The sequence below is a fragment of the Alteribacter salitolerans genome (genome assembly GCF_016901055.1).
GTDB classification, from domain to species: domain Bacteria; phylum Bacillota; class Bacilli; order Bacillales; family Salisediminibacteriaceae; genus Alteribacter; species Alteribacter keqinensis.
The window spans coordinates 50872-71533 of the sequence record NZ_JAFEUX010000007.1 but is presented as its reverse complement, the minus strand read 5'-3'; the positions used below and the strand labels follow the sequence as shown (position 1 = coordinate 71533).

The following is a 20662-nucleotide window of genomic DNA, read 5'->3' as shown; positions in this document are numbered from 1 at the left end:
AATTTCACGTCAAAAAAACAGCTGACCATTTATCAGCTGTTTTTTCTATATCACATTATGTTTACTGATCGGCAACCCATGCAGAAACGTTATCCGCTTCATCACCATCTACAAGCTCAGGTGGCATGCTTCCCGGTCCTTCTTCGATCGCTGCGCGCACGGAGTCCATATCCAGACCGGCGATACCAGGTCCAGACCCGCCTTCACCGTTTTGTCCGTGACAGGACAGACAGTTCTGCTCGTACACTTCTTCTCCAGCAGCGAGGTCATATTCTCCGTCTCCTGCTGTTTCTTCTGCGTCATCTTCCGTCTCTTCGACTGCGTCGTCGCCTTCGTCTACAGGTGTCGTGTCATCATCTCCGCCACCACACGCCGCCAGAACCAAGACAGCTCCCATCATCGGGATTAGCCATTTCTTCATGTAAACCCTCCTGATCTGCTGAAAATAATTTGGTAGGTTTTTCTAAGTAACCTTCCTAGATATTATAACCGATTTATCCTTTATTAAAACCCTCCCCAAGTACCTCCGACGCATTACTCACGATCACAAAGGCATGTGGATCAATGGTTTGAACCGTTTGTTTCAATTTTGTGACTTCGTTTCGTCCCACCACACACATGAGAACAGGACGCTCGTGATTCGTATAGCCGCCATACCCGTGAAGCTTCGTCACACCGCGATCCACCTGAGTGAGCAGACCCTGACGCACTTCTTCTTCATAATCTGAAATAATAATCGCCATTTTTGAGTAGCCAATACCAGTCTGAACAAGGTCTATGGTCTTCCCTGTAGCAAATAAACCGATTAGGGCATAAAGAGCAAATTCAAATCCGAAAACAACCGCTGCCGAGATTACGACGAGCCCGTCCATAAGAAAAACACAGGCCCCAAGGGTAAGTCCAGTATATTTGTTGACAATCTGAGCGGCAAGATCCGTCCCCCCGGTTGACGAATTCGACCTGAACACAATTCCCAAACCAAGTCCTACTCCTATCCCACCGAATATTGCAGCAAGTAAAGGATCTAAAGTAGCAGGCTCAAGATGCCTGGTCATTAATACAACTGCAGGTAAAAAAATCGTTCCGGTTAATGTCTTCAAACCGTACAGCAGACTTCCGGCAATACTCCCGCCGAGAAGCAGAACACCTGCTATAAACAATGGAATGTTAAATGCCCATTGCGTAAATGCCGGCTCAAAACCAAAAGTCGCTTCCACCAGGGTGGAGATACCGGCCACACCACCGGAAGCAATGCGGTTTGGCAGGAGGAAAATGTTAAAACTGATGGCTACAATAGCAGACCCCACCAGAACGTGGGCAAATTCAAATAGAATTCTGCTCAAGGGACTTAACGGCTGCTGATCTTTTCTCCGTTTCATGGCTTTCATCATTTATGTTCACCTGTTTCTTAAAAAATGTTGCTATAAAGACGTTGGGGAATGCTTGGAATATGTATGAATGAAAATCCCTCAGTCAATTAGCTTTCACTGTGCCCTTCATTGCTATCCACAAAGCAGCAGCAGTTCCGGGCAAAGACCCAAGTAGTATATCACCGGCATGCCGGACTGTAAACAAGACCGCGGTGATGCTTTAGCGTAGTGCATTTATGGGGAGAAGGAGGAAATCCCGGGTTTTTTTTAAAGGACGAGGGACGCGTTTCCACTTGATTGGAAGCGAATCTGGAATTCTTAACACAAATCCGATAATTCCTCCTCCACTCACCAAAAAAGGCTGCCCAGGCGGAACTCTCCCCCGGGACAACCTATTAATGAAACAATTAGTCAATTTTTGAACGCAGGTATGAATCAATAAATGAACCGAGATCGCCGTCCATGACAGCCTGGGTATTCCCTGTTTCATGGTTCGTTCGGTGATCCTTAACCATATTATACGGATGGAATACGTAGGAACGGATCTGACTTCCCCATCCGATATCAGACTGCTCACCGCGGATTTCATCAAGTTCTTTTTGCTGCTGTTCAATTTTCAGCTGCAACAGCTTTCCTTTAAGCATTTTCATTGCCTGATCTCGGTTTTTAATCTGGGAACGCTCAGATTGACACGTAACGACCGTATTCGTCGGCAAGTGGGTAATCCGTACAGCGGAATCAGTTGTATTGATGTGCTGACCGCCGGCACCGCTTGCACGGTACGTATCAATTTTCAGTTCATCGGGAGACACACTTACTTCGCTCACATCATCATTCAGTTCCGGAACGACATCACACGATACGAATGACGTATGACGACGGCCGGATGAATCAAACGGAGAAATCCGGACAAGACGGTGAACCCCTTTTTCCGCCTTCAAATAACCGTAGGCATTGTGGCCTTTGATAAGAAGCGTAACGCTTTTTACACCGGCTTCCTCACCAGGAAGGTAATCCATCGTTTCCACCTTGAAGCCGTTTCCTTCCGCCCAGCGGGTGTACATACGCAGAAGCATAGAAGCCCAGTCCTGAGACTCCGTTCCGCCGGCACCAGGGTGAAGCTCAAGGATTGCATTGTTTTTATCGTAAGGCTCACTTAAAAGAAGCTGAAGCTCAAACTGGTTCAGTTTCTCACCAAGGTCCTTCACGCCTTCAACCAGATCTTCCAAAAGCTCGTCGTCCCCTTCTTCTTTCACAAGTTCGAAGGAAACTTCAAGATCTTCAAAGATATTTTCCAGCTTCCGGTAGGTTTCCACACCCTCTTTAAGCTGGTTGCTTTCGTCGATGACTTTCTGAGCTTCGTTCTGATTATCCCAGAATCCGGGTTCGGACATGAGTTCATCCAGTTCAGCTACGCGGGTCTCTTTGTTTTCAAGGTCAAAGAGACCCCCTGAAGTCCGCTAATCGCTTAGCCATAGTTGAAAGTTCGTTTCTAATATCAGACATTTCCATATTACGAACACCTCATTAGTATAGGCAGCCGGACTCTGACGAGCACCGGCTGCCTTATTTTTTACTGCTTTAATAATGACCTCTTCTTTCAGACAAATCGTGCGTGCTCTTCGTTTTACGCGGAGGCTGGGCACTACTGCTACGTCTGTTTCTTAGAAAAAACCATTATCATCTCAAAAACAATACCTTTACCCTTAACCTAATTCTTTCTGACAGCAGTTCTTGTATTTTTTACCCGAACCACAAGGACAAGGGTCATTGCGCCCTACTTCAGGTGATTTCTTGAAAGGAACTTTCTTTTGTTTTTCCTTTGCTGTCGGGCTGCTGGCGCTGCGGTGGACCGCTTTTCCTTCAGCAACAGGCTTACGCTCGAGGTTCGCTTCCACCTGGGCATTCATCACGTAACGGGTGACGTTTTCTTCAATAGAAGCAACCATCTGCTCAAACATTTCAAAGCCTTCGAATTTGTACTCGCGAAGAGGATCGTTCTGACCGTATGCACGGAGGTGAATCCCCTGACGGAGCTGGTCCATCTGGTCGATGTGGCTGGTCCACTTGGAATCAACCGTACGAAGAAGGATAACCTTCTCGAACTCACGCAGACGTTCAGGCGTAAATTCTGCTTCACGCTTATCATATTCCTCTTTGGCCCGGTCGACAATCAGTTCAACCATTTCTTCCGGCTCAAGAGGCTTCAGGTCTTTCACTTCAATTTCATTGTCGTTTAACACATTTGCGTTGATGTAATCCACAATACCCTGAAGGTTCCAGTCCTCTGGCACATCGTCCGCCGGCGTGTAGAGCTGTACGTTTCGCTCGATAGTAGACTCGATCATCTTTTCAACCACTTCACGGAGGTTCTCCGACCCGAGTACCTGGTTACGCTGCTCGTAAATAATGTCACGCTGCTCACGCATAACATCATCGTACTGGAGAAGCTGTTTACGCGCATCGAAGTTGTTTCCTTCCACCCGCTTCTGCGCTTGTTCAACAGCACGGGAAACAAGCTTACTTTCGATCGGCTGGTCATCTTCAAGGCCGATTTTATCAAACATGTTACGCATGTTTTCACTGCCGAAACGGCGCATCAGCACGTCTTCAAGTGACAGGTAGAACTGGGACATACCCGGGTCACCCTGACGTCCGGAACGACCCCGGAGCTGGTTGTCGATGCGGCGGGATTCGTGACGCTCGGTACCAAGGACGTACAGGCCGCCAAGTTCTTTCACACCGTTGCCGAGTTTGATGTCCGTACCACGTCCGGCCATGTTTGTCGCGATAGTAACTGCTTTGGGCTGTCCGGCATTCTCAATAATCTCCGCTTCACGGGCGTGGTTCTTCGCATTCAGTACGTTGTGACGGACTCCTCGCTTTTTAAGCAGTCCGGCTAAAAGTTCTGACGTGTCCACGCTGACTGTACCAACAAGAACCGGCTGTCCTTTTTCATGAAGCTCTTTGATTTTTTCTACAATCGCCTTATATTTTGCATCCATTGTCTTATAAATAAGATCGGACTTATCTTCACGGGCAATCGGCTCGTTTGTCGGCATAGCAATAACATTCATGTTGTAAATGTTACGGAACTCTTCTTCCTCTGTTTTGGCCGTACCGGTCATACCGGCAAGCTTTTCGTACATACGGAAGTAGTTCTGGAACGTAATGGAGGCCATCGTCATGCTTTCCCGTTTAATTTCAAGGCCTTCCTTCGCTTCAATCGCCTGGTGAAGGCCATCGCTGTAGCGGCGGCCCTTCATCATACGGCCGGTAAACTGGTCGATAATCGCTACATCACCGTCATCAACCACGTAATCCTCATCACGCTTCATGACAACGTGTGCCTTAAGTGCCTGATTAATGTGATGGTTTAATTGAACGTGAGACTGATCGAACAGATTATCGATGTTAAAGGATCGTTCTGCTTTACTTACACCGTCATCGGTCATCTGCACGTTTTTCGTTTTTTCGTCGTACGTGTAGTCTTCTTCCTCTTTCAGCATGCGCACGAAAGAGTTCGCAACAGTATAAAGCTGCGTTGATTTTTCCGCAGAACCGGAAATGATCAGCGGTGTCCGGGCTTCATCGATCAGGATGGAGTCCACTTCATCGACAATCGCAAAGTGAAGCGGGCGCTGTACTTTCTGTTTATTGTAGAGCACCATGTTGTCTCTCAAATAATCAAAGCCCAGTTCGTTATTTGTTGCATAAAGAACGTCACAGGTATAAGCTTCACGCTTCTCATCCTTGCTCATGCCGTTAATGTTTAAACCGACAGTGAGGCCGAGAAATTCGTAAAGTTTTCCCATCTCCGTGGAGTCACGGCGGGCAAGGTATTCGTTAACCGTAACAACATGAACACCTTTCCCGGTTAACGCATTCAGGTAAACCGGAAGTGTCGCTACGAGGGTTTTACCTTCACCGGTTTTCATCTCAGCGATGTCACCCTGGTGAAGACACACGCCCCCTAAAAGCTGCACACGGAAATGACGCATGCCAAGGGCACGGGTCGATCCTTCACGGACAACCGCAAAGGCTTCCGGCAGCAGGTCTTCAAGAGACTCGCCGTCTTCCTGGTGGCGTTTCTTAAATTCTTCTGTTTTCTTTCGTAAGTCATCGTCCGAAAGCTTTTTCATGCTTTCGCCAAGTTCTTCAATTTTGTCCACCGTCTTCTGCCACTTCTTGATCTGGCGTGCGTCGGTGTCACCAATTACTTTCTTAAGTAATCCTAGCATTGGACATTGCTCCCTTATCGTATATTCCAATGGGATATCCCATGATGTGATCGTCAGGAATCTTATCGTACAAGTCTTCTGACAGTTAACTTTCATTTTATCAGTTTCCCAGACCCCTTACAAGAACATGCCTGAACGCTCACTTGTGAACCCCCGAACGGAGGGTCAGACCCCCGGAAATAATTTCCTGGTATTTCCGGGGGTCTGACCCTCCGTGAACTTTTTCACAGTCCTTTCGAGCGTGAAAAAGCCGGTGGCCCGAATGTCTCGGGCTGCACCGGCTTTTATGCATAGCTTTTATTAGTATCTTGCTGGTTACTCTGCTTCAATGAGGCCGTACTTGCCGTCTTTACGTTTGTAGACAACGTTTGTACCGCCGTTTACAGAGTTGGAGAACACAAAGAAGTTGTGACCGAGCATGTCCATTTGAAGAACGGCCTCTTCTGCATCCATCGGTTTCAGATCAAAGCGCTTCGTACGCACGATATCGATATCATCGTCCTCGTACTGAGGCTCATCCGGAACCGGAGTCTCTCCCATTGTCGGTTCGAGTTCGTTTTTAAACATATACTTCAAGCTCTCGTCCTGACGGAACTTGCGGTTAACTTTCGTTTTATGCTTACGGATCTGACGCTCGAGCTTTTCAATCACGAGGTCAATGGCCGCGTACATGTCAGTATGGGTTTCCTCTGCACGAAGCAGGAGCTTTGGCATTGGAATCGTTACTTCGACACGCTGGTCGTTATTAAGCACTTGCAGTTTTACGTGTACATCTGATGATGGAGTCTGATCAAAATATCGTTCAAGTTTGCCTACCTTTTTTTCTACGTATTCCCTTAATGCGGGAGTCACCTCTACGTTTTCACCACGAATGTTGTAAATCATAAGCAAACTCCTCCTTTCAGTTATGTGTGTAATATTCTTCATACCCGCTTTATAATCCTGCTAAATTGAAACAAAAATCTTAAAACTTTTTGTCATATTAAGTCGGAAAGTTTTGCCTACAGGCCGGGGTATGAATTTGATAATGCTGTAACTGCGACCATCATTAAACAAAAATCACCTCTTTAAGAAGTCAGAATCACCTTTCTGCGAGCCTCCGCCAGAAATCTCTGTCTGCCATAAAGGCAGAAACAAGACATCAATCATGGCGGGCTGTTTTAGAAAGATTACAAGCCTTTACCTCCTGAGCCGTAAAAATAAACACGGAACTGTGGTGTCTGCTTCAGGGAAGAGGCTGCGAGCAGCTGCAGGCAGTTCCTGCAAAACCCTTACTATCCCCTTCCCTTATTATCTATTATCGTCTAAATTAACAAAATTGTGCGGGGACAGACCCCGCACAATTTTGTGAACATATGTTTTTCTGTCAAAGACACTCTGCCCCGCCACTGAACAGACACAGAAAAATCCCGGCACAAAGCGGGATGCGCTTCGTACCGGGATTGTCTTCGCTTACATATTACCCCTTACTGACGTAAACAAAATCATACGATTTGAACGTTCTATTTCAGGGAAGTGCGAATCATTACAGTTTTGTTACGTTCGCCGCTTGAGGACCGCGAGCACCTTCTACGATTTCGAATTCAACATCTTGACCTTCTTCAAGAGATTTGAACCCTTCTTGTTCGATCGCAGAGAAGTGAACGAATACATCGTCTCCACCTTCGCGCTCGATAAAACCAAAACCTTTTTCAGCATTGAACCATTTCACTTTTCCTTGCATGTTTCTAACACATTCCCTTCGTATTAAAAATCTGGTGGCTTGACCACACTTATAATATAGCAACGCCTAAAAACACAGTCAATTTCTTTCGACCGCCTTATTTCGACACAGAGGTCTGTCCACTAAAGCTGGTATGACAATACGCCCAGGGAAATTAGACCTGTATTTTTCAGACGTTTTGAAAAGGGTTTTTCTCCTTTTCATTTGCGCTATGTTGGGTGGTCATAAACATCTTATGATTCTCTCCAACTTTTATTCGTTTTCCATGAACCTTTTTCGTTATTTTCAGCGTCATATATCCAGTTACCAAAATTAAACTTGCACGGCACCGTCTACAAGCCCTTTTTTACAGGCCAGGTAACAGTTCCGCGCCATTACTAAGGAGTGTATCTTCTATTATGTGTGGATTTACTGCTGTTTTTTCAACCAACCAGGAGTCTTTGAACAAGTACCCTCTTGAAACCATCACTGCCGTCATCACCCACCGGGGCCCTGATGACTGCGGCTATTATAAAAGTCCGGGGGTCCAGCTTGGCTTCCGCCGCCTGAGCATCATCGATCTCCCTCACGGCCATCAGCCCATGACTTATGACAATGGCCGTTACACAATTGTTTTTAACGGCGAGATTTATAACGCTCCTGAACTCAGGGACCGCATGAAAAAGCGTGGCGCGACCTTTCAGACCTCATCCGATACGGAAGTGATTCTCGCATCCTTCAAACACGAAGGAAAAAAGAGCTTCACCAATTTCAGAGGCATGTTTGCCTTTCTCATCTGGGACAGCCGGACAGAAACCCTAACCGGTGCCCGTGACCCGTTCGGCATCAAACCTCTCTATATGAAGAAAGACGGCGACGCAGTACTGTTTGCCTCCGAGAAAAAAAGCCTGACCCTTTTCGAAAAAAAGCCCGGCATTAACAAGGACGTTCTGCCTGCATACTTAACGTTTCAATATGCACCAGAGCCGCTTACGAGCACATCAAACATTACGAAAGTGCCGCCGGGACATATCATAGAGCTGAAAAGAGAAACGGGAAAACTCACCCTGAAACCCTATTCCCAGCCTGAGTTTAACCCGACCATTCAGGAAAAGGCTTCTGCAGTCGGTAAAATCCGTCGGGCCGTTGAAGAATCTGTCGAGTTCCACCTGCGAAGCGACGTTCCCGTATCCACGTTCCTGTCAGGAGGGATCGATTCGACTGCGATCACCGCACTCGTCAAGCAAATGAAGCCTGATGTGAAAGCCTTCACCGCTGAGTTTGCCGACGCCCGTTACAGTGAAGCTGATACCGCCCGAAAGACTGCAGAAGTCCTTGGTCTCGATCACCACGTTGTGACGATTACACCTGAACAGGTGGTAAAAGAACTGCCGAAAATCATCTGGCACATGGACGAGCCCGTCGCCGACCCGGCAGCGATTCCTCTTTATTTTGTGGCAAAAGAAGCGGCCGAGCACTCCAAGGTCGTTCTTTCAGGGGAAGGAGCGGATGAGCTTTTTGCAGGATACAACATATACAAGGAGCCCGGGTCCTTGCGTTTGTTTGACTTTCTGCCTTCCGGTATGAAAAAACAGATCCACTCCCTTGCATTGAAAATTCCCCACGGGGTGAAAGGGAGAGGATTTCTGCAGCGGGGAACAACACCGCTGCGGGAACGGTTTACAGGAAACGCCCGGATTTTTGATCCGGCAGAAGTGGAGGAATATCTATTCGAAACTAAAGGGGCTTCTGCGTTTGATTTCACCGCTCCCCTGTATGACCATGCAAAACGAAAAGGCTGGGATCCGGTTACTACAATGCAGTATGTGGACATGCACACGTGGCTTCGGGGAGACATTCTTGCCAAAGCCGATAAAATGACGATGGCCCACTCCCTCGAGCTCAGGGTACCGTTTTTGGACAAGGAAGTGTTTCAAGTGGCCTCCTCCCTGCCGGTGTCAGGAAAAGTAAGCCGGAAACAAACGAAAATCTGGCTGCGGGAGGCGCTGGCGGATGTGGTGCCCGCCCATGTGGTTGAACGGAAGAAGCTCGGCTTCCCTGTGCCGGTCCGCCTCTGGCTGAAGGATGAACTGTATGACTGGGCAAGACTGATCCTTACCCAGAGTCCTGCCTCCGACACAATTTTTGATAAAGGCGCAAGCGTCCGCCTGCTCGAGGAACATGTCCAGGGAAAGCACGATCACTCAAGAAAAATCTGGACTATCCTCACCTACATGCTGTGGCACAAGCAGGCAACCCAGTCCCGCCGCACCATCACCGACGCCAGCGACCTGAAAGACATCATCTAACCCAAAAGTCAATCCCTCAGACGCAATTGTGCGGGGTCTGTCCCCGCACAATTATTTTTGTATAATTTGTAAAATAATGCTTGAATTTGTCTGAATTATCAAATAGAATTAATTTCAAGAAGGGAACAATTTCTCCCTTCTGATTGGATTGACCGGTTGTTCACATTGAAGAACAATCCGGACCAATCACTTCCAACCACCTCTTTTACCGGTTTCAGAGTCAGGGACCTCCCTCGTTCCAGATTGAGACTGAGTCACTTATTGCAACCTCGATCCCCCCCCTGTCAGTCGAGGCTTAACACTTACATAGTAAACGCATCCCAGTGCAGTAAGGACAATTCGTTTCCAGTGTGAAAACAGACGAAAGCATCAATAACTGAAAAAAAGCATTTCCAGGCGCCTTTTCCATTCGCGCACCTTTTTTTGGCCGTTTTCTCTGTTTTTACACCTTTTTTTTCTTCACCACACGTTTTTGCCGTTTCACCACAAACATCACGTAACGCTGAAAGGTACTTGAAGTTTCCCCTAGGGCAAACTTCAAGTACGACGAAAAATCTGAATGAAAGGAGCGAATGAAGGGACAGACCCTCCATGCTTCCCCGATTGAACATTCCACTTTAAAAGGAGCTCATTCAATGGCTCGAAAACCCCGCCAGTGGTTTCCTGGTGCCATCTACCACATTGTCTGCCGCGGAAACCACCGAAAGAATCTGTTTTTTGACCGGAAGGATTACTTTAAGTACTTTTCACTGCTCGATCACGCCTATCATTATTCACCTTATCACCTGCATGCTTACTGCCTGATGACGAACCATCTTCACCTTTTGCTCGGAACACAGGCCGATCCGCCGTGTAAAGTGATGCAGCCGCTCAATTCGATGTACGCCATGTATATCAACAAAAAATATAACCTGAGCGGCCACCTGTTTCAGGACCGGTACTATTCAACGCCTGTCGCTTCATCTCATTCTCTGATGAAGACAAGCGCATACATTCACAATAATCCCCGGGCTGCCGGCATGGTCGACAACCCGGAAGATTACCCTTGGAGCAGCTATTATCACTATACGCAGCCTGTCCGAAACACAAATAACTCCAATCTGATCGTGACAGGACCTTACAATGAGAGAATAAGAGAAAAAAGAGCGTCCTTGACAATGATTCACGAAAAGGCCCCTTCGCTTCTTCCTCCTTCCCCTCTCCCTCTTGCAACTGAAAAGCTCACAGCCCTGTTCCCGGTGCCAAGCCACATTCATTACCGCACCTACGTTGAACGCGAATGGAAGTTATCCTCAATGTTAAAAGAAGCATTCCAAAAATAAGGAGCGTGACCTTTATGCTAAACCAGGTGAACTTAATCGGACGAATCGTAAAAGACCCTGATCTCTCATATACAAAGGACGGTGTACCACTATCAAGATTCTCAGTAGCTGTAAAGAGGAATTACAAAAACCAGAGCGGCAAGTACGACGCCGACTTCATTCCGTGTACCCTCTGGCAGGAAAGTGCAGAGAGGGTAGCGGAACATTGTGGGAAAGGTTCCATGGTATCTGTGAGCGGCCGGCTTCAGACCAAACTGTACGAGGACGGCAACAACAAACGGATTTTCAGAATGGACATGATCGCAGAAAACGTCCAGTTTCTTCAACTAAAAAAACCGGGGAGCTCTACTCTCCAGGAAGCAGGTAACAGCCAATGACTACACTATTTAAAACACAGGATACTTCCACCCTGACTGAAATGGACCTTTTAAAGTCAGTTCTTCATAAACTCGCCCAGCTGGAACGGACAATGGTGAAAAAGGAAGACGTCTCTTATTTGAACAACGCCATGAGCGAAGCGATCGAGCAAATGTCGTTTTTGCACGAAGACCTTGAGGCGCTGAAAACAAGCGTGGAAGTGAAACACATCGAAAACATCAACTCTGATGAAGTGATCCTCCATTCCTTCATGGAAATGGCCCACCATCATCCTTCAAAGTTTTAGCAGGCGATGAGGTTTTAAAGGATTAGCCCCCCTTCATTGAAGTAAAACCTCCCCAATGAATAAAAAGACCTCTCCTTCGTCAGGTACAGAATCCTGAAAAAAAGGAGGGGTTCTTTTGGTCGCAGCTTCCGGTTTCCCGGTGACGAGAGTCTCTCGTCTTTCTTTACCCTAAGGGTTGGTTGTGTGGGACGCCATCAGGGTCATGCTGCCCCGCAGTTCATAGCGCTCAGCCGTGGCCGGGATGATGAAGTGGGCACCTTTTCTGAGCTGGTGTGTGTTCGTGCCGATTGTTATTTCTCCTTCGCCGTCCACGACACTCGCGAGGGTGTACTCGTTCACGTCACGGCTCACCGCGCCATTGAGGGTCCAGTGATAGACAGTGAAGTAGTTTTCCTCGATGAGGCGGGTGATGGAAAGGCCTGCTTCCGTCCAGGTATGCTGTGCCGGTTTTGCGTCTTCATGTGGAACCATGGAGCAGGCGATCGAATCTTCAATATGAAGGTCGCGGGTGTTTCCGGCGTCATCGGTGCGGTCGTAGTCATAAAAGCGGTAGGTAATGTCGGAGCTTTGCTGAATCTCCAGAATCACGATGCCGCTGCCGATGGCATGAACGGTGCCGCTCGGAACATAGTAAAAATCGCCTTTGTTGACGGGAATTTCGCGGAAAAGGTCGTTCCACTGTCCTTTGTCCACCATGTCAGCCAGCTCCTCCCGGGTTTCGGCGTTATGACCGAGGATGAGCCTTGCATCAGGTTCGTGGTCAAGAATGTACCAGCATTCGGTTTTTCCGAATGCGTAGCCTTCATGTTTCTTGGCGTAAGTGTCGTCCGGGTGAACCTGAACGCTCAGGTCGTCCTGTGCATCAATGATTTTTACAAGAAGGGGGAATTCGTCCCCCGGCTCATTGTTAAAAAGTTCCCGGTGTCCGTTCCAGAGTTCACGTATTGTTTTTCCCTCGTAAGGGCCGTTTATGACGCGGTTCGTGCCGTTTTCGTGGCCGGAAATGCCCCAGCACTCTCCCGTTCGGCTGGAAGGTGTACTGTATCCGAAATCGTCGGCAAGTTTGCTGCCGCCCCAGATTTTTTCTTTCAATACGGGTTCGAAAAGCAGAATATCGTTCATCGTATGTTCCTCCTGATTGTCAGTTGTAAGTGAAATGGACACGCTTTCACAGGCGTGCTATACTGAAATTGTTAAAAATCAGTGTCTTGCTGAAAGGTTTGTGCAAACGATTGCACTCTCTTTCTCTTTCTTATCCATCTGAGAATAACTACAGCTATCATTGTATACGGTCACACGCTGCCAATCAACGGGTGCCCCGCAACGGGGTCTGACCCCGCACAATTTTGTGTGAAATTATGTATTTAGCAGGAGGGACAGTTTATGTTATTAGAGGCTATTTTTCACCAGCCGAAGTCGCACTATGCGTATGCTTACGATCACGAAACGCTTCATATCCGCCTTCGTACGAAGAGAAATGATCTGGACAATGTGTATCTGATTCACGGGGACAAGTACCGTTTTACTCAGGAATTCATCGAGACAACGAAAATGACGAAGTTTGCCAGTGACACGTTGTTCGACTACTACGAGGCTGCCGTGAAACCGGAGTTCCGCCGGTTTGCGTATGCATTCCGTCTCGAGAGCGGTAAAGAAACGCTCTACTATAATGAAGTGGGCTTTCAGGAGGAAGGCGCCCAGTCCCAGTCCGGGATCGGGATGCTCGAGTCTCCGTCCGGCATGTTTGAGTTTCCTTTCCTAAACCCGGCAGACGTAAACAAGCCTCCTGCATGGGTGAAGAATGCTGTATTTTATCAAATTTTCCCTGAGCGTTTTGCCAACGGTGACGACTCTCTTAACCCTGAAGGGGTGGAAGATTGGACACCGGATGCGGTACCGACCCGTGACAATTTCTTTGGGGGCGACCTCCAGGGCGTAATTGACAACCTCGATTACCTCGTGGATCTCGGAATTACATGCATTTACTTCACACCTTTTTTCGAAGCGAAATCAAACCATAAATACGACACGATTGACTATTTGAAGGTCGATCCACAGTTTGGCGACAACGAAACGGCGAAGCGCCTGGTGAATGAAGCTCACAAGCGCGGTATTAAGATCATGCTTGACGCGGTATTTAACCACAGTGGTTTCTATTTTCCACCGTTCCAGGACGTGTTGAAAAACGGCCGCCGGTCCCGCTTTGCGAAGTGGTTTTACCTTCGTGAGAATGAGGTTAAAACAGAGCCTCTTCCTAACTACGACACGTTCGGTTTTGTGGCATCCATGCCGAAGCTGAACACGGAGAACCCTGAAGTGAAGGCGTACCTTCTTGAAGTGGCGCGCTACTGGGTTGAGGATATCGGTGTAGACGGCTGGCGTCTTGATGTGGCGAACGAAATTGACCACCAGTTCTGGCGCGAATTCCGGAACGTAGTAAAAAAGGCCAATCCGGAAGCCTACATCCTCGGTGAAATCTGGCATAATTCCATGGCATGGCTTGAGGGCGACCAGTTTGACGCCGTTATGAACTACCCGGTCACAAACAGCATTCTTGAGTTTTTTGCGAAGAAAACGATTGACGCGGAGAACTTTATGGGACGTCTTGATGCGATGCAGGTCGCCTACCCGAAACAGGCGAATGAGGTTGCTTTCAACCTTCTCGACTCCCATGACACGCCCCGCCTGCTGACGATTGCTGATGGAGATAAAGATCTTATGAAGCTTGCGGCAACGTTCCAGCTTACCTACACCGGTGCGCCTTGTATTTATTACGGTGACGAGGTGGGTATGAACGGGGGGAATGATCCGGACTGCCGGAAGCCGATGGTGTGGGACGAAGACCGTCAGGATAAAGAACTGTTTGCCTTCTATAAGGATATGGTCGGGCTTCGCAAGGGGTACCGTGCGTTCCGTGACGGTTCATTCCGCTTCCTTTCGGCTGAAAAAGGCGAACAATTCGTTGCTTACGAGCGCAGCGATGACCGAAACCGTTTTATTGTTGTGCTCAACGGGGATGAAGAGGAAAAGACCGTCAAACTCTCCGGTCTCAGTAAAGGAACGTTCCGCCCGGTGTTTGACGGCAACGACGCATATCCTGTCAAACGCGGCAAGCTTTCCGTAACCGTAGGCGGGAAAAAGTCTCTTCTCCTAAAAGAACAATAAAATACCCACAGTCCAGCAAACCGAAAGCCGCAGGAGGATCTCCCATTCCTCCAGCGGCTTTTACATTTCTCTGTTTGTGAACTAACCCACACAGGGCCAGACCCCACGTGAAGTATTGAGCATAAATATAAAGCCGGCAAGAGACTCCCGGGTCCTTGGAACGAAATGCTCATAAACCATGATTCGTGAACCATCTCTTCTCATTTGCAGCTCATAAATCGAAAGAACCGCTTAAACCCTGACTTTCTGAGTTCCAGCGGTTTACGCTGAGTCTCCCAAACGTGCCCCCCCTCCCGCCATCCCGGGACATCTTCCCCTGCATACCCAATGCCCTACATATTCGACTTTAATCGTAGTACCTCTCACACTCTCCTCGACTCTTTCATAATAAGTACTAGGACTACCTATGTATTTCGACACTGTTCATAACCTCCCTGTCTACTACTTTATGCGTATAGGAACTCCCTCCCGTCCGACAATATCCCCCAAGTCTTTTGCCTTATTTCTTTACAAATTAACGTATTTAGTGGAAAAATCCTACAAATTCATTCGCCTTTTCACATTTTCCCAAACTTCTTTACTAGTTTTACGAATTTTCTGAATTCTTTAGCCTTATTTTGCTAAATTGCTAGTGATTTATTCCAAATTGTTCTATAAAATGCACATTAACAACACGAGGCTACTCAATAAGACAGTCCCGGTTAACAGAAAGGAGGATCAAGAGAGATAGAATGTCCCACAGATTTCACTGCAGGAAAAGTGGTAGAGCGTAAGGGCTGACAACACCTGCGTACGATTATCGGGGAATTGAAGACAGTGATGGCACAAAATCCGAAGGCTGCTTCCTCAAGGAAATTGGAAGCCGCCGAAGTCTGCTGTGCTCTAAAGTGAACAAAATAATGGAACATCCACCATTATCTGTTCACATGCTTCTTCAATGGTAATCGTTTTACACATTCAGCCAGGTTCAACAACATTCCGCTGTTATTCCTCCCATTTCAGCGTCTGTCGAACCCCTCTATCGAATCAGGGCTTTCGTTGTTCCTGACAAAAGAACTACGGTAAGTCTCCTGTACTATGAAACCTGCCTCGTATCCATGGAAAAGAGAACCGGCAACCACTATAAACAGCCTCCCCCCCTCTCACTCTAACAGGCTGTTAAATGGACAAGCTGAGTTTCTTCCAATGGCGCTGAGACCGGTTTCCAACTGCACCACCAGCAGAACTTCCACAAACGGCATCTTAGAATCAATCTTATCTAAAAAACGCAAACATCATCCAAGTATCAGCGGCGACCCGTACATATTTATTCAGGCAAGTGCGGACAAGCCACCCGTTCAAGCTCTTACAAACATTCACAAAATGTTCAGGGGTCTGTCCCCGCAACATTTTGTGCGGGGACAGACCCCCGACAATTTCCAAAATAAGAAGGAGTGATTGATTTGCCGAAGAAACGAACGATACGCCAGTGGATCATCTTTACCATGATATTCGCTTTAATGATTCCGATGTTACTGCCTCAGCATGCGAGTGCCCAGTCAGCGAGCGCCGGTGACGGAGCAGCCACATCTTACTTACAGGAAACAAATAAAGACGCTGCCGTTGAAATCAGCAGCGATGTAGTAAAAGAATTCCAGGATGAGAGATTCGTCTCCTTCCTCGTTAAGATGAAAGATCAGGTCGATGCAGAACAAGTAGCAGCAGACGTAGCGAGCAATAAAATCCAAATCGCCAACACGTCTGACGTAACACTCGCTCAGCGTACAGCGATTGTTTCCGAACTTCGCTCCACTCAGATGGAGTCCCAAAAGGAACTCAAAGCCTTCCTCGAAAAAGAGCAGGCTGCCGGTAACGTAGAAAGCTTCCAGTCTTTCTATATCGTTAACGGACTTGAGGTTACCGCTACAAAAGAAGTCCTCGAATCTTTGAAAGGATTTTCAGAGATTGCTGAAATCACACCAAACGAAACATTCCAGATTCTGAGTGCAGGCGGCCCTGACCTTAAAGCAGAAGGCGCCCCAGCATCCACGCCAGAAACACAAAACGAAAACGTGGAGTGGAACATCGAACAGATCGGTGCTCATGAAGTATGGGACATGGGAATCGACGGTCAGGGAATCGTCGTTGCCAACATGGACACCGGTGTTCAGTGGGATCACCCGGCACTGAAAGAACAGTACCGCGGATATGACTCAGCAACTGACTCCGTTGACCACACCTTCAACTTCTTTGACGCTGTTAACGGTCAGGAAGCTTCCTATGACGACCACGGTCACGGAACGCACGTAAATGGTACAACTCTTGGTGCTGAACCAAACGGCACAAATAAAATCGGTGTTGCACCGGGCGCCGAATGGATCGCAGTTAAGATCCTTGCTGCTTCCGGCGGCGGTACACAAGCCAACATCCTTGCCGGTGGTGAGTGGCTTCTTGCTCCAAAAGACGCAAACGGCAACCCTCACCCTGAAATGGCTCCTGACGTTGTAAACAACTCTTGGGGCGGTGCAGGCGGATTGAACGAATGGTTCCGTCCGATGGTACAAAACTGGCAGGCAGCCGGAATCTTCCCGGTATTCGCAGCCGGTAACACAGCAGGTCCGGGTACAGTAGGCGTTCCTGCAAACTACCCTGAATCCTATGCAGTAGGTGCAACAGATGCAAGCATGAACCTTGCAAGCTTCTCATCCCAGGGTCCATCCCCTTATGATGAAATGAAGCCTGATGTGAGTGCTCCTGGTGTTAACATCCGCTCTGCGGTTCCAGGATCCAACTACGCTGGCGGCTGGAATGGTACATCCATGGCAGCACCGCACGTAGCAGGACTCGTGGCACTGATCAAGCAGGTAAACTCTGATCTTTCCCATGATGACATCGCTGAAATCATGGAAGAAACAGCAACACCACGCACGAACAGCCAGTATCCTGAAGCGCCGAACAACGGATTCGGACACGGGATTATCAACGCTTACGACGCAGTAGCCGGCATCCTTGACGGCCTTGGAAGCATTGCTGGAACAGTACTTCAGGAAGGTGAAGACACTGAAGCACCTACGTACCAGCACACAGCTCCTGCTGAAACATACGAAGGCCTGAACCTTCCACTTGAGATCCACGTTCAGGACAACGTAAGCATCACTGACGTTACTCTTTCTTTTGAAAAAGACGGCGAATGGCACGAGCTTGACGCAACACGCTCAAGCGGAAACTACCGCGACGCCACATACACTGTATCCATCCCGGGCTCAGACATTGACGCACCGGCAGTAGAATACTTCTTTACAATCGACGACTTCGGCGGCAACACCGTTGAAACGGAAATCTATGAAGTTGCTGTAAACGAAGCCATCTCCACAGGCTACTTCCAGGACTTCTCAAGCAACCCGATAGGCTGGATGAGCTTCGGCGAAAATGACAGCTGGGATTGGGGAGCACCGACTTCCGGACCAGGAGAAGCCTACACTGGCGACAACGTGTACGCAACGAACCTTGGCGGTGACTACGGCAACAACATGAACGCAACACTCATTATGCCTCCGGTACAAGTTCCTGACGAAGGCGACTTCTACCTCGAGTACAAAGAGTGGTTCAACTTTGAAAATAACTACGACTACGGCTACCTTGTCGTTTCAACAGATGGCATGGACACATGGGAAACGCTTCACACAGTTAACGGTCTGTCCGGAGGCTGGGTTGACGCATCCATCGACCTGAGCGACTACGCTGGTGAACGCATCGTTGTCGGCTATAACGCCTACTCCGACTTCATCATCGTCCGCCCAGGCTGGTATATCGACCACGTATCATTAACAGATGAAGCAACAGGCACCGACGATTTCGGAGGCTCTGTCGGCATCATTGACTCCGGCATCAGCCAGATGATGGCTCCAATGAATCAAGGCATCGGCAACGTCAATGCACCGGGTCTGGCCAAAAAACAGACAGATCCTTCGGTTCACAAAGCTCCATCAGGTAAAGACGCGAAGTTTACACCACCTGGACATCGCGACGGTCACCCTGGCAAAGGGAAAGGTCGCGACGGTGACACTGACAATGAAGATCCTGTAGTGGAAGACACTAGCGGACTTCCATTGCATGCAACAGTATCTGTTCTTGAATCCGGACGTTCGGTTCAGACAAACCCGGCTGATGGAAGCTACAGCATGATGCACCCTGCCGGTGACTTCACGGTCCGCGCAGAAGCATACGGTTTCCACACAGCTCAGGAGAGCGTTGTTGTAGAAGCTGACGAAACCGCTGAAGTTCACTTCGTACTGGACGAGCTGGACAGCGGTACTGTTTCCGGTACAGTAACAAACGCAGCAACTGACGAGCCAATTGAAGGCGCAACTCTTCTATTAAAAGAAGACCCACGCGTTTCACCTGCTCACACAGATGAAAACGGTGAATTCTCAATCGACGCTTACGAAGGAACGTACACACTTCAAGTATTCGCTCCATCGTTCTACAGTGACGAAACAGAAGTGACAATCACTGGCGACGAAGTAACTGTTGCTGACTTCAGCCTTACTCCGTTCATCGGATTCCCTGGCGAAATCGGCTACGATGACGGTACTGCTGAAAACGCACGTGCATTCTTTGACGCAGGCAACGGCTGGGCTGTCCGAATGAGCCTTGAAGAAGGCCAGGACAGTGCCCTTATCACAGGCGGACTGTTCCGTTTCTGGGATACGGAATGGCCTGTACCAGGCGGAACTGAGTTCCAGGTTGCTGTCTATGACGCAACAGGAACAAACGGAGCTCCTGGAAACATGATCGCAGGACCGGTTAATGCTGAAGCGAACCGTGACGGTACGTGGACGCAGGTTGACCTGTCAAGCGAAGGTGTTGTTGTAGAAGGAGACTTCTACATGATGTACATCCAGACTCAGCCAAACCCTTACGCTCCAGGCCTTGGAACAGATGAAGACGGTCCATACGCCGAGCGCAGCTGGCAGTATGTCGGCGGATCCTTCAGCCAGTCTCCTGCAGCTGAAGGGAACTATATGATCCGTGCACTCGTAAACTACGAGGTAACGGTTCCTGAAATCACGTCTCCAGAAGACGGATTGCACACGAACGAAGATAGTGTAACAGTTGAAGGTCAGGCGTCTCCTGGCGTAGACGTTCACGTTTCCAACAACGGTGAAGAAGTGGCTCACACGACTGCAGATGACAATGGTCATTTCGCAACTGACGTGTCCCTTACTGCCGGCGAAAACGTTCTGACTGCTGCAGCAAGCACAGAGAACGGACGCACCGGTGAATCTGCTCCTGTAACTGTCATCCTTGATCAGGACTCTCCAGAGCTTGTTGTCACAAGCCCTGCTGACGGCGACCGCGTAAACACTGAAACGGTTCGTGTTCAAGGACAGGCGATTGACGAGAACCTTCGCCGCGTTAACGTCAACGGTCAGCGTGCTGACATTGACGATGAAGGAAACTTCAACCACCGCCTCCTTCTTGATGAAGGTGCAAACGACATTCGCGTCGTTGCCATCGACCACGCGGGTAACCGTACAGTCGAAAACATGACCATTTACGCAAACTTCGGTGACTATGAAATTACGAATGTAACACCGGAAGAAGACATGAATCTGAACGCCGGTGAAACGGTTCTGATCAGCTTCAACGCTGAAGAAGGACTCGACGCATCATTCGTCATCCTCATGCCATTGACGAACCTGCCATCAGCTCAAAACGCAACTGAGCTGCCAATGCAGGAACAGTCTCCTGGCTACTACGTCGGTTATTACACAGCAACCTCTAACGTAGAAGCACCAGGCGCTGAAGTCGAAGTCATCGTCCGCGACGACTATGGCAATGAAGAACGTGAAAGAGCAGCAGGTAAGCTTTACATTAACGTAGAGTAACCTCAAACTGAAGAAAAGG

Annotated in this window: 13 protein-coding genes; 6 read left to right on the top strand and 7 right to left on the bottom strand. The window is 48.4% G+C overall.

Annotated elements, in window-relative coordinates:
- Window positions 1–61: 61 nt before the first annotated feature.
- The 6 genes from JSY36_RS14180 to cspD form a co-directional block, all read right to left on the bottom strand.
- Complete coding sequence (locus tag JSY36_RS14180) at window positions 62–421, bottom strand: c-type cytochrome (protein WP_122899031.1); 360 nt, start codon at window positions 419–421, stop codon at window positions 62–64.
- Between the two features lie 73 nt (window positions 422–494).
- Window positions 495–1379: a YitT family protein gene (locus JSY36_RS14175; protein WP_236784947.1), complete on the bottom strand. Its 885-nt coding sequence runs from the start codon at window positions 1377–1379 to the stop codon at window positions 495–497.
- 398 nt (window positions 1380–1777) lie between these two features.
- A protein-coding gene (gene prfB / locus JSY36_RS14170) for a peptide chain release factor 2 (RefSeq protein WP_183163854.1) occupies window positions 1778–2882 on the bottom strand; the annotation gives its coding sequence in 2 pieces (ribosomal slippage) (window positions 1778–2809 and window positions 2811–2882; 1104 coding nt in all).
- Window positions 2883–3076: 194 nt separating this feature from the next.
- The gene (gene secA / locus JSY36_RS14165; RefSeq protein ID WP_205166874.1) at window positions 3077–5611 is read right to left on the bottom strand and encodes a preprotein translocase subunit SecA; all 2535 of its coding nucleotides are present in this window, start codon (window positions 5609–5611) and stop codon (window positions 3077–3079) included.
- A 315-nt stretch (window positions 5612–5926) separates the two neighbouring features.
- Entirely contained in the window at window positions 5927–6496 is a 570-nt protein-coding gene (gene hpf, locus JSY36_RS14160; protein ID WP_122899037.1) for a ribosome hibernation-promoting factor, HPF/YfiA family, read from the bottom strand.
- A gap of 640 nt (window positions 6497–7136) precedes the next feature.
- Complete coding sequence (gene cspD, locus JSY36_RS14155; RefSeq protein ID WP_110521111.1) at window positions 7137–7334, bottom strand: cold-shock protein CspD; 198 nt, start codon at window positions 7332–7334, stop codon at window positions 7137–7139.
- 398 nt (window positions 7335–7732) lie between these two features.
- On the opposite strand from cspD, the gene asnB reads away from it, so the two are divergent.
- The 4 genes from asnB to JSY36_RS14135 all read left to right on the top strand — a co-directional run bounded on the left by asnB (window position 7733) and on the right by JSY36_RS14135 (window position 11608).
- Window positions 7733–9622 (top strand): asparagine synthase (glutamine-hydrolyzing), encoded by a 1890-nt coding sequence (gene asnB, locus JSY36_RS14150; RefSeq protein WP_205166873.1) that lies wholly within the window; start codon window positions 7733–7735, stop codon window positions 9620–9622.
- A 635-nt stretch (window positions 9623–10257) separates the two neighbouring features.
- Window positions 10258–10944 carry a transposase gene (locus JSY36_RS14145; RefSeq protein WP_205166872.1) on the top strand — a complete coding sequence of 229 codons (687 nt, stop codon included), beginning with the start codon at window positions 10258–10260 and terminating at the stop codon, window positions 10942–10944.
- A gap of 14 nt (window positions 10945–10958) precedes the next feature.
- Window positions 10959–11321 (top strand): single-stranded DNA-binding protein, encoded by a 363-nt coding sequence (gene ssb / locus JSY36_RS14140; protein ID WP_183163856.1) that lies wholly within the window; start codon window positions 10959–10961, stop codon window positions 11319–11321.
- On the top strand, window positions 11318–11608 hold the full coding sequence (locus JSY36_RS14135) for a hypothetical protein (protein ID WP_122899045.1): 291 nt from the start codon (window positions 11318–11320) through the stop codon (window positions 11606–11608). Before ssb ends, JSY36_RS14135 begins: the two co-directional genes overlap by 4 nt.
- Window positions 11609–11776: 168 nt before the next feature.
- Here JSY36_RS14135 and manA read toward each other — a convergent pair whose 3' ends face one another.
- The gene (gene manA, locus JSY36_RS14130; RefSeq protein ID WP_205166871.1) at window positions 11777–12730 is read right to left on the bottom strand and encodes a mannose-6-phosphate isomerase, class I; all 954 of its coding nucleotides are present in this window, start codon (window positions 12728–12730) and stop codon (window positions 11777–11779) included.
- A gap of 261 nt (window positions 12731–12991) precedes the next feature.
- Between manA and JSY36_RS14125 the strand changes: the two genes are divergently transcribed.
- The gene (locus JSY36_RS14125) at window positions 12992–14773 is read left to right on the top strand and encodes an alpha-glycosidase (RefSeq protein ID WP_205166870.1); all 1782 of its coding nucleotides are present in this window, start codon (window positions 12992–12994) and stop codon (window positions 14771–14773) included.
- 1433 nt (window positions 14774–16206) lie between these two features.
- Window positions 16207–20643, top strand: coding sequence for a S8 family serine peptidase (locus JSY36_RS14120; protein ID WP_336511496.1), 4437 nt, complete (start codon window positions 16207–16209; stop codon window positions 20641–20643).
- Window positions 20644–20662: the final 19 nt, after the last annotated feature.